The organism is Senegalia massiliensis (assembly GCF_009911265.1).
GTDB lineage: Bacteria > Bacillota > Clostridia > Tissierellales > SIT17 > Anaeromonas > Anaeromonas massiliensis_A.
Window position 1 is genome coordinate 1 of record NZ_QXXA01000002.1, and the last position, 3,393, is coordinate 3,393.

General features: G+C 46.7%; 1 tRNA gene and 2 rRNA genes. All 3 read left to right on the forward strand.

Features of this window, described 5'->3' with window-relative positions:
- Positions 1 to 61 precede the first annotated feature (61 nt).
- The 3 genes from D3Z33_RS01245 to rrf all read left to right on the forward strand — a co-directional run bounded on the left by D3Z33_RS01245 (position 62) and on the right by rrf (position 3,388).
- Positions 62 to 137: transfer RNA gene (locus D3Z33_RS01245), tRNA-Ala, on the forward strand.
- A gap of 114 nt (positions 138 to 251) precedes the next feature.
- Positions 252 to 3,189: ribosomal RNA gene (locus D3Z33_RS01250) — 23S ribosomal RNA — on the forward strand.
- An 82-nt stretch (positions 3,190 to 3,271) separates the two neighbouring features.
- A 5S ribosomal RNA gene (rrf, locus tag D3Z33_RS01255) occupies positions 3,272 to 3,388 on the forward strand.
- Positions 3,389 to 3,393 lie beyond the last annotated feature (5 nt).

Here is a 3,393-nt window from a genome sequence, read left to right on the forward strand (position 1 = left end):
AGGAGTAATTTCTACACTGTTCATTTTTGAGAGACTAATTAATTTTAGTTTACTCTTTTATGGGGGTATAGCTCAGTTGGGAGAGCACCTGCCTTGCACGCAGGGGGTCAGGAGTTCGAGTCTCCTTACCTCCACCATTTATGTAGTTTAGATTTTGAATTAGACTACATTTTGTACCTTGAAAATTACACAGAAATATATTAAACAATTTTAGCGAAATGTAAGTCATTTGACTAATTATACATTTCACCGGTCAAGTTTTTAAGAGCATAGGGTGAATGCCTTGGCACTAGAAGCCGATGAAGGACGGGGTAAGCGCCGATACGTCTCGGGGAGCCGCAAGCAGGCTTTGATCCGGGAATTTCCGAATGGGGAAACCCACCTAAATAAACTTTAGGTATCAATTACTGAATACATAGGTAATTGAGGGAACACTGGGAGAACTGAAACATCTAAGTACCCCAAGGAAGAGAAAGAAAAATCGATTCCCTTAGTAGCGGCGAGCGAAATGGGAAAAGCCCAAACCAGTAAGGGTTTCCTTTACTGGGGTTGTGGACATTGCCGTTAAGAAAAGAATCGAGTAATCGAAGGGTCTGGAAAGATCCACCATAGAAGGTGAAAGTCCTGTAGATGAAGCTCATATTCTTTTTGGTTTTGTTCCAGAGTACCACGGAACACGAGAAACTCTGTGGGAAGCTGGGGGGACCACCCCCCAAGGCTAAATACTTTCTAGTGACCGATAGCGTATAGTACCGTGAGGGAATGGTGAAAAGAACCCCGGAAGGGGAGTGAAATAGAACCTGAAACCCTATGTTTACAAGCAGTGGAAGCTCTTTTTACGAGCGACCGCGTACTTTTTGTAGAACGGGCCAACGAGTTACGATATATAGCAAGGTTAAGGACTTAAGGTCTGAAGCCGTAGGGAAACCAAGTCTTAATAGGGCGACTAAGTTATATGTCGTAGACCCGAAACCGGGTGACCTATCCATGGGCAGGATGAAGCGGAAGTAAAATTTCGTGGAGGTCCGAACCGTTTAGCGTTGAAAAGCTATCGGATGACCTGTGGATAGCGGTGAAATTCCAATCGAACCCGGAGATAGCTGGTTCTCCTCGAAATAGCTTTAGGGCTAGCCTTAAGATTAGTGACGTGGAGGTAGAGCACTGAATGGCTAAGGGGCACTTTGTGTTACTAAAGCCTATCAAACTCCGAATGCCATAGTCATATTCTTAGGAGTCAGACTGCGGGTGATAAGATTCGTAGTCGAAAGGGAAACAGCCCAGACCGTCAGCTAAGGTCCCAAAGTGTAAGTTAAGTGGAAAAGGATGTAAGACTACACAGACAACCAGGATGTTGGCTTAGAAGCAGCCATTCATTTAAAGAGTGCGTAATAGCTCACTGGTCGAGTGGTTTTGCGCCGAAAATGTCCGGGGCTCAAACTTACCACCGAAGCTACGGAACGCTTTATGCGTTGGTAGAGGAGCATTGTATATGGATTGAAGTTACACCGGAAGGAGTAGTGGACTATATACAAGAGAGAATGTTGGCATGAGTAGCGAAAGGAAGGTGAGAATCCTTCCCATCGAAAGCCCAAGGTTTCCTGAGGAAGGCTCGTCCTCTCAGGGTTAGTCGGGGCCTAAGCCGAGGCGATATGCGTAGGCGATGGATAACAGGTTGAGATTCCTGTACTACCTCTTTGCGTTTGAGAGATGGGGTGACACAGTAGGATATGTTATCACACCGTTGGTTTGGTGTGTCTAAGTAAGTAGGGAGTTTTAGTAGGTAAATCCGCTAAAACAATTCTGAGATACGAATGGGAGCGAAATTTAAGTAGCGAACTAACTGATTCCACACTGTCAAGAAAAGCCTCTATCGAGTAAATAGGTACCCGTACCGTAAACCGACACAGGTAGGCGAGATGAAAATTCTAAGATGAGCGAGATAACCATTGTTAAGGAACTCGGCAAAATGACCCCGTAACTTCGGGAGAAGGGGTGCCGGATAAGGTGATAAGATTTACTCTTAAAGCCTAGTCCGGCCGCAGAGAATAGGCCCAAGCGACTGTTTAGCAAAAACACAGGTCTCTGCTAAGTTGAAAGACGAAGTATAGGGGCTGACACCTGCCCGGTGCTGGAAGGTTAATGGGACTGCTTAGGAGTAATCCGAAGGCATGAACTTAAGCCCCAGTGAACGGCGGCCGTAACTATAACGGTCCTAAGGTAGCGAAATTCCTTGTCGGGTAAGTTCCGACCCGCACGAAAGGTGTAACGATTTGGGCACTGTCTCAACAATGGACTCGGTGAAATTGTAGTACCAGTGAAGATGCTGGTTACCCGCGGCAGGACGGAAAGACCCCGTGGAGCTTTACTGCAAGCTGACATTGGATTTTGGTATTATTTGTACAGGATAGGTGGGAGACTTGGAAGTCAGGGCGCTAGCCTTGATGGAGTCATCCTTGGGATACCACTCTTGTAATACTAAAATTCTAACCACAGACCGTGAATCCGGTCTTGGGACACTGTCAGTTGGGCAGTTTGACTGGGGCGGTCGCCTCCTAAAAGGTAACGGAGGCGCTCAAAGGTTCCCTCAGCACGGTCGGAAATCGTGCGAAGAGTGTAAAGGCATAAGGGAGCTTGACTGCGAGAGATACATCTCGAGCAGGAACGAAAGTTGGACTTAGTGATCCGGTGGTTCCGAGTGGAAGGGCCATCGCTCAACGGATAAAAGCTACCCCGGGGATAACAGGCTTATCTCCCCCAAGAGTCCACATCGACGGGGAGGTTTGGCACCTCGATGTCGGCTCGTCTCATCCTGGGGCTGTAGTAGGTCCCAAGGGTTGGGCTGTTCGCCCATTAAAGAGGCACGCGAGCTGGGTTCAGAACGTCGTGAGACAGTTCGGTCCCTATCCGCCGTGGGCGCAGGAAATTTGAAAGGAGCTGTCCCTAGTACGAGAGGACCGGGATGGACATACCGCTGGTGCATCAGTTGTTCTGCCAAGAGCATAGCTGAGTAGCTAAGTATGGAAATGATAAGCGCTGAAGGCATCTAAGCGCGAAGCATCCCTTAAGATTAGATTTCCCATCACATTAGTGAGTAAGACCCCAGATTAGACTATCTGGTTGATAGGTCTCAGGTGTAATAGTAGCAATACTTTTAGCTTAGGGATACTAATAGGTCGAGGACTTGACCAATAAAATTGTAAAAGTTTCTGTGTAATTTTTAGGGTACAATCCTAAATAAATAACATGACTTAAATTTAATTTTAAGTATAAATCCAGTGACGATAGCGAAGGGGTCACACCTGTTCCCATCTCGAACACAGAAGTTAAGCCCTTCAGCGCTGATGGTACTTAGGTGGTAACGCCTTGGGAGAGTAGGACGTTGCTGGTTTTTTT